6 protein-coding genes are annotated in these 7,742 nt (G+C 66.8%); 3 read left to right on the forward strand and 3 right to left on the reverse strand.

The features are described from left to right. Positions 1-218: 218 nt before the first annotated feature. On the reverse strand, positions 219-743 hold the full coding sequence (locus tag AC5RWQ_RS29570) for a hypothetical protein (protein WP_494285880.1): 525 nt from the start codon (positions 741-743) through the stop codon (positions 219-221). Positions 744-1,504: 761 nt separating this feature from the next. After that, positions 1,505-2,053, reverse strand: coding sequence for a hypothetical protein (locus AC5RWQ_RS29575; RefSeq protein WP_494285881.1), 549 nt, complete (start codon positions 2,051-2,053; stop codon positions 1,505-1,507). Positions 2,054-2,328: 275 nt separating this feature from the next. On the opposite strand from AC5RWQ_RS29575, the gene AC5RWQ_RS29580 reads away from it, so the two are divergent. From AC5RWQ_RS29580 to AC5RWQ_RS29590, 3 genes are all read left to right on the forward strand, one after another. After that, a complete protein-coding gene (locus tag AC5RWQ_RS29580; RefSeq protein ID WP_494285882.1) occupies positions 2,329-2,895 on the forward strand; it encodes a GNAT family N-acetyltransferase in 567 nt (188 codons plus the stop codon). Positions 2,896-3,512: 617 nt separating this feature from the next. Continuing rightward, positions 3,513-4,346: a transposase family protein gene (locus AC5RWQ_RS29585; protein WP_494285883.1), complete on the forward strand. Its 834-nt coding sequence runs from the start codon at positions 3,513-3,515 to the stop codon at positions 4,344-4,346. A gap of 87 nt (positions 4,347-4,433) precedes the next feature. Continuing rightward, positions 4,434-4,997, forward strand: coding sequence for a dihydrofolate reductase family protein (locus AC5RWQ_RS29590; RefSeq protein WP_494285884.1), 564 nt, complete (start codon positions 4,434-4,436; stop codon positions 4,995-4,997). 1,806 nt (positions 4,998-6,803) lie between these two features. Here the strand turns inward: AC5RWQ_RS29590 and AC5RWQ_RS29595 are convergent. Further along, positions 6,804-7,460 carry an HAD family hydrolase gene (locus AC5RWQ_RS29595; RefSeq protein WP_494285885.1) on the reverse strand — a complete coding sequence of 219 codons (657 nt, stop codon included), beginning with the start codon at positions 7,458-7,460 and terminating at the stop codon, positions 6,804-6,806. Between the last annotated feature and the right edge of the window lie 282 nt (positions 7,461-7,742).

The following is a 7,742-nucleotide window of genomic DNA, read 5'->3' on the forward strand; positions in this document are numbered from 1 at the left end:
CCGGCGCCCCCGCCATGTTCGCCGCCGGGCTCGCCCAAACCCTAAGCAGCAGACGGACGAAAGGAGCGGTAGACGTCAACGTTCATCCGGTGGCAGCTGTTGGCATCGGGCCGGGGTCAGGTTGAGAGCCAGAGGCTGGCAGCTTGGGAACCGCACAAGATTGCGGCCCGTGGATGGCCCGCCGGCCGTGATGCGCGAAACGCCTACTCGCGGCCAGCCTACGGACGCTCCGCCTCGCGCCGCGCTTCTCGACGATGAAGGGCAGTTGAGATGACCGCAGCGAACACGCAGAAGCCGCCCGCCACCGCGACAGCGCTCCGCTGATCCTGCGCCTTCAAGGTCAGATACTGAGCCTTGCTGATGACCGTCACGTCGCCGTGGTTGTTGGTGACATACGCTCCGGCACGCTGCTCCGGCACACCCGGTGCGCCCCCGAGGGAGAGGACTCCGACCGGCCAGAACCCGGCGAACAGCAGCCAGCTGGCGATGAGCAACCAACCTGGCATCGTTTCGCGCAACAGACGCCACAACGCCTGGCCACCACCTGCAGGGGTGCCGGTCTCTAGGATCGCGAGGCGCCTGACTCCGATGAGGGTTACGACAAAGCCCGGCAGCGCCAGCAGCAGTGCAGACGCCAGGATGATGGGCGTGGGCAACGGAAGTCCTGCCGGAAGTGTCGATGCTGCCAACAGGACCACGCACCAAACGATCCCGGCGAGCGCGATCCGGCGAGTCCACTTCATGGCGGGAAGCTACATCGGGTGGACGACCGCGCGCAGACCGCAGACGCGCCACCGATGCCCCTCTCCGACACCTGGCGCGTTCTAGCTGCGGTCGGAGCTGGGGTCTTCTTCCTTACTGGGTGTCCCATTTCGGGTAGGCGAACTCGGGAGGCCCAATGCACTGTCATGTAGCCGAGAAGAGTGCGATCGTGACGCAGGTTGCGGTCATCGCCTTAGGCAAGGCCCAGCGCGCCGTAGGCCCCGGGTGGCCACGGATGCGCGGCGGTGGCGGGAACTCCTGAGGGGCGGAATTCTCGGTCACAGGTGCGTAGGTGTCACGTCGGCTTGATCGCGGGTGGCGGCCCAGCTGGCGAGCAGGCGCAGGGCGTCGTCGGCGGCGGAGCCGGCCGGGGCGCGGCCATACGTCGATCGCGATCATCAAGGATGTCTACGGGCACCTGATGGAGGGCGACCGCCGTTCCGCTGCGGAGGCGATGTCCCGTGCGCTTTTCGGTCAGTGAGGAACCCGGTGGCTCCTCCGTCCGCTCGAAGGCTGATTCCGACGGACACGAAAAGGCCCCCGACCTTGCCATTTCGGCTGGTCGGGGGCTTCTCCTTGCTTTGTGCGCCCGAAGGGACTCGAACCCCTAACCTTCTGATCCGTAGGAGCGTCCGAGTTCGGCTCCTCCCTGCTCACCTCGTCGGTAGGTGCGGGCCGACGTTCTCGTGATGGCGTTCGGTGGCGTTGCGGTTGGGTCAAGCAGGGGTGACCTGCCGGCGCGTCACGGCAAGTTCGGCAGGACCGCCAACCATGTGCGGACGCGCTCAGCATCGGGCCCGGCGGGCAACTGATCAACAAGCAGCGCGAGCGGGGCAAGGAGGTTCTTGTGGCGGCGAAGCATCTGGATCTGCTCGATTGGCAGCGTCTGCCAACGTTCAGCCAACTCGCCTGCCTGACCGGGCATCAGTGTCACCGCCGCCAGGACGCTTCGGATCAGCGCGGCCCGGTCCCACGTCGCGTCACCCGGCACCGACCCGAGTTCCCCGATCAGCAGGCTACGCAGATTGAATGCGTCCACAGCTGCGCTCCAGCGGTCGTAACCGGCGAACCGCTCGGCGCGGTCGGTCAGCGACAACGCCACCTCGGCCCATTCCCGGCGCGCCTCTGCGGTCAAGGTCCGGTCGTAGACGTGGAGCTGCGCGATCCATCGCGTCCTGAGCCACCAATTGACCGATCGCGGGGCGTTGTCCTCGCTCAAGGTGCTCATCCACTGGCGCACACGGGCAGTCGACCACGAATCCATGTCACCGGCGACATCCTGATGCGACATCTGCTCAGTGTGCCCGGCCTCGCTACGGTCAGGACTGGCTGGGTGCGTCGTCGACCCCCGCCTTGCAAAGATCAAGACTGCTGTCTGCCAGCGACGGTGATAGCCGCTGACCTGCTCGCCGTGTCGCCTACCGTCGACCCCGGACTGTGTTCGTCGGCGGGCTTGCTGTACGGGTGGCTGTACAGCCAAGCCGACTCCTTCGTCTCGAACGCCCGGCCTGGGGCGGTGCCAGTTGCGGCCTGTGGCGGTGCCAGTTGCGGCCCTACGATCGATTGGTGAATGACACGGTCGTCCTGCATACGGTCGCGATGCCGCCCGCCCCCGCCCTCGTGCTTCGCCCTTGGCGCATGGAGGACGTTCCCGCACTGGTTGAGGTGTGCCAGGATCCCGTGTTGCGCCGCTGGACGAGTTCTGTCGTGAAAAACGATGCTGACGCGATGCGGTGGGTGCAGGCCCAGCAGCGAGGCTGGGCAACGGGAGACCGGTTCGGCTTCGCGGTCCTTGAAACGTGCTCCGATTCATCCCACGGGCAGTTGGTGGGCAACGTGGTCCTTAAGGAAGTAGCCCCCGGCAAACCGTCGGCCGAGGTGGGCTATTGGACTGCGGCGCACGCTCGCGGAAAGGGTGTGGCGCCGCGCGCTCTGGAGGCTCTCACTGGCTGGGCCTTCGACATTCTGGGGCCCGATGGGCTGAAGCGTCTTGAACTCCTGCATCAGGTGGACAATGCGGCCTCGTGCCGAGTGGCGGAGAAAAGCCGGTACGACTTCGACAGAGTCCTGCCCGCAGCGCCGCCCGCGTTCCCTCTCGATGGCCATCTGCACACACGGCGCAGGGATGCATGAGACCACTCGGCTTCGGGTTCGCCGAGCTGGTTTCTTGCCTTATTGGCAGGATGCCGCGCCACTCAACCACATCACGCAAGCAGATACGCCGAGGGCGGGGCTGCTGCAACGATCCCAGCGCATAACGCGGGTGATCCCGGGCACGACGTCGCGTCGGATTAGCGGATCTCCTCGTCGGGCAGTCGTAGACCGTCCAGCCTTCCCGGACGGGGACAAGGTGGAGCGCCCTACCGGACGAACGACCTTGGCCCCGTCCGGGGAGGCTGGTAGCCCTTGTGGTGCCCGGCGAGGTGATCCGCGGCTGATCTCTGAGGAGGGTCGGTGTTCGGGGCGGAGCCCCGAGGTCTTCGAGGTCCTGGAGGTTTCCAAGCGTGGCCGGCCGGCCCGGCCGATGCCGGCCGGAGGTCGCCAGCAGGCCGGGGCCGGGGCGGCGCGGCCCGCTTTGCGGGCCGCCTCCCATAGATAGACGACAACCGTCGTCGCGTCGTCCATCGTCAGCCGGTACACGCCCTTGCGGGTGCCGCCGGCGATCCGCTGGGCCGTCTCCAGTCGGCGTCGGCCGTCGAGCGCGGCCCGCGCCACCCCGGCCAGATCGTCCCGACTTACCTGCCTAAGGGATGTCTTGTAACCCCGGTGTCTGTCTGCTGAGGACGGTCGGTCAGGATGCCTGGGTGCAGGTGATCACCGTAGCCCACCCTGAATGGATCTTTCCGTTCACGGGGCTGCAGCCCGCCCAGTTCCGCAGGCTGGTCCGCCTGGTCGCCGAGCGTGGCGGTGACGGCATCGTTGATGGCCGGCCGGGCCGGCAGTGGGCCCTCGACCTCGCCGACCGGGTGCTGCTGGTGGCGGCGTACTGGCGCACGAACCTGACGATGCGGCAGATCGGCCCGCTGTTCGGGGTCTCGCACTCGGCTGCGCACCGGGTCATCGACACCCTCGGCCCGCTGCTGGCCCTGGCGCCGGTGCGCCGACGGCCTGTCGACCAGATCGCCATCGTCGACGGCACCCTGATCCCCACCCGCGATCACCGCCTGGCCGCCAGGAGCAAGAACTACCGGTACTCGACCAACCTGCAGGTCGCCATCGACGCCAGCACCCGCCTGGTCATCGCCGTCGGCGACCCACAGCCCGGCAACCGCAACGACACGATCGTCTACCGCACCTCAGGGATCGAGGAGAAGTTGAACAGGCGGCCGGTGATGGCCGACGGCGGCTACCGCGGTAACCCCGAGGTGATCATGCCGTACCGCAAGCCCACCGACGGCAGCGACCTGCCCGCCTGGAAGGAAGCCCTCAATGTCGAACATCGGACCGTCCGAGCAGGGGTCGAACACGCCCTGGCCAGGCAGAAGTGCTTCAAGATCCTGCGCGACTACCGCCCCGCCGCCCACACATTGACCGATGCCGCTTCCGGCATCGCCAACCTCCACAACATCATCCTCGCCGGCTGACCACCGGCCTGTCGCGGGGCAACGCCTTCACCCCGTTACGAGACGTCCCTTAGTCTTCCGAGACCGACTGACGGAAGGCATGGCGCTATGCGGAAACTGATCTACGGCATGAACCTGACCCTGGACGGCTACATTTCCGCGCCCGGCGACGACCTCGGCTGGAGCGGGCCGAGCGATGAGCTGTTCCAGTGGTGGCTCGATCAGGAACGGGTGATGAGCCTGTTTCTGTATGGGCGCCAACTGTGGGAGACCATGAGCGTCTACTGGCCGACCGGCGACCAGCAGCCAGGCGCCACCCCGGCGCAGATCGAGTTCGCGCGGAACTGGCGGGACACGCCGAAGGTGGTGTTCTCCTCAACGATCGACAAGGTCGACTGGAACACTCGCCTGGTCACCGGCGACGCGATCGCCGAGATCACCCGGCTCAAGGCCGAGGACGGCGGGCCGATGAGGGTCGGTGGCGCAACGCTCGCCGGGGCGGTCATGCGGGCCGGGCTGATCGACGAGTACGAGATCGTCACCCATCCGGTCCTCGTGGGCGGCGGCACACCGTTCTTCAGTGCGCTGGACGGCTGGGTGAACCTGAACCTGGTGGAGACGCGGACGTTTCCCGGCGGCGTGATCCTGACCAGGTACGAGACGAAGCGCTGAGCGCGATTCCTTCACGAGGAGCTTGTCTGAGGGAGCGGCAGCATGCCCCGGAGCAAGGTCGAGCTGTTCGCTGCGATGAGGTGTGACTCGCCATTCCTCCCCCTCTCGCGGGATCGCTCGGCCACTGATGGCCTGGAGTGTCCTCGCTGTGCACCACGTTAGGGCCCGTGGAGGGCCCGGCCCCTAACCAAGAACCCCTCCTGCCATCCCGTCTGTCATCGACCCACCCATCGGGGAGCGGACCAGCCCCAGGGTGTCAAGGTGGAGCGCCCCACCGGACGAACGACCTTGGCACCCTGGGGCTGGTCTGCTCGGCTTCGCCTGCGTCGATGGCTGGCGGGATGGCACCGCCTCGAGCCCCCCAAAATCAATCGACACTTCGACCAGTTGTGCGAGCGGGCGGGAGTCCGGCGCATTCGCGTCCATGACCTGCGTCATTCCTGCGCAACGCTTACGACCAGGGCGTGCCGCTCGAACGAATTCAGGACGTGCTCGGGCACAGCTCCCCTACGGTCACCAAGTCGATCTACGTGGAGGCGACGCGCCGGGTGTAGCAGGACTCGATCGACCGGCTCGGCTTCCTCTTCGACGCGTAGGCGTAGGGGTCAGCCGTGGGGGTCAGAAAGATCAAAGGCCGGTCTCCCGTGATGGGAAACCGACCTTTGACCTGCTGTGCGCCCGAAGGGACTCGAACCCCTAACCTTCTGATCCGTAGATTCCCAAGACCATGTCAAGGCCGTCCGATGCCGTCCGCCTGGTCCTGGTCCTCAAGCGCTCGGCAACTCGATCGGTCCCGTACCGTCCGGTCCAGTCCGCCCCGGTGGCTCCCACCCGTGGCTCCCAGACTGTCAGCGTGGGAGTTGTCGATCTAGCCGACTTGGCTGCTAGCGCCGCATAAAGATCAGGCAGGCCGCAGAGGCCGCGATGGTGATAAAAGCCGCTGCGTTCAGCGCTACTGCGACCGGATCCGGAGTCGATGGAAACTCCGCTGACGCTCCCAGGACGATAGTGACACCTATCAGAGCGACGGAGCCGCCTCTGCGCAACGGCAGCGGTGCGAGACCCTGAAGTGGCCACGGGACACGCCGCGTGACGATTATTCCGATGCCTAGAGCTATGGCAGCGATGCCGAAAAGCTCAAAGACCAACAGGACGGCGACAGGGGGCGATGCTGACGAGGTGAGCACGGCGTGATCTTTACACGCCTGAATTCCAGTGGCTACCCCGACGGCGCGGCGAGACTGGCGTTGCCCCCAACCGGACCCGCTGCCATTCTTCCGCTCTGCGGGACGACGGGGTCGACGGCATGCTGGCTTTAGCGGATCTCCTCGTCGGGCAGTCGCCAGACCGTCCAGCCCTTGTGGTGCCCGGCGAGGTGAGCCGCGGCGGCATCTCTGAGGAGGGTCGGGGTTCGGGGCGGAGCCCCGAGGTCTTCATGGGTCTGGTCGTTCCGAAGCGTGGCCGGCCGGCCCGGCCGATGCCGGCCGGAGGTCGCCAGCAGGCCGGGGCCGGGCCGGCGCGGCCCGCTTGCGGGCCGCCTTGATCTGATAGAGCGCAATTCGGCAACTGCTACCGATCGGCTTGTGTCCTGTCACGGGACATGCTTGACGCTCAACGTCCCACCTGATGCCCGACATGATCCTCAAAGGGTGCCGCGGAAGCCTTCACGGTCCGCGACACGGGCGCGAATCGCGGCATGGCCGAACCGCCGGCGATGGGCCGCCACGCCCCGTAGCGATCGGATCGCGGCAGATGCGGAAGCTTGTTTTGCGACCGGCCGGGATCGGGAATGGGAGCCCCTTCGGGCTACTCGAGTGGCGCGAGCTCGCCACTGGACCGGATCGGTGAGAGCGCAACGCGCAGATCGGCCGGCTCGCGATACACGATGCCCTGCATGCCGAGCCTGATGGCGGCGTCTACGTTTTCCTGCCGGTCGTCGACGAACAGGCACCTGTCCGCGGTGGTGCCGACCCGGTCCACTGCCAGCTCGAAGATGCGGCGTTCGGGCTTGGCCACACCGACAACCGAGCTGTTGATCACATGGTCCGCAAGGTCCGTGAGGCCGAGCATGGCCAGGTCGTCGTCCAACCATACGGTCGCGTTGGTCACCAGTACCACGGGGCAATGCACGCGTACCTGGCGCAGCATGCCGACTACCGCCGCGTCTGCCCAGAATCCGGCGCCGTCAAATGCCGCGGCCAGCGCATGCGCTTCCGGCTCCGGCACCCGCGCAGCGAGCGTGGCGGCGATGGAGGTGACCCATTGCTGTCTGCTGATCTGTCCCAACAGCAGCGGCAGGTCGTTCTCCGCGGCGAACGCGATGCCCGCCGCGGTGCCCTCCGGTAGGCCAACCACACGTTCGAGACGCGCGACCTCGGAGTGGTCGTAGAAGCGGATCACACCATCGATGTCGCACAGGACCGCGTCGAACGGCTTCGCGCGTGGGCTGAGGTAGGCAGTCATCCCGCCCTGCATATCACCTCGACCACCGCAGGCTGAAGGAGCCAACGTCACAACAAGACTGGCCGGGATCATCATCGGCCACCTCGCGCGGTTTCGGCATGTCCGGACACTCCGAGGGCTGTTGCTGAGTGGTCACGCTCTGCAGCGCGCGGATCGCGGCAGATCCGGTCATTCCTTTCGCGAGGCGGCCGCGTCGAGCACCCGCTGGATCAACTGGGTGGTTGAGATTCCTCCCGTACGCCGAACGTAAGTGAGTTTCCCGGCTGCTGCAGCGGGCCCGTA

This window comes from Micromonospora sp. BS32 (assembly GCF_059089345.1).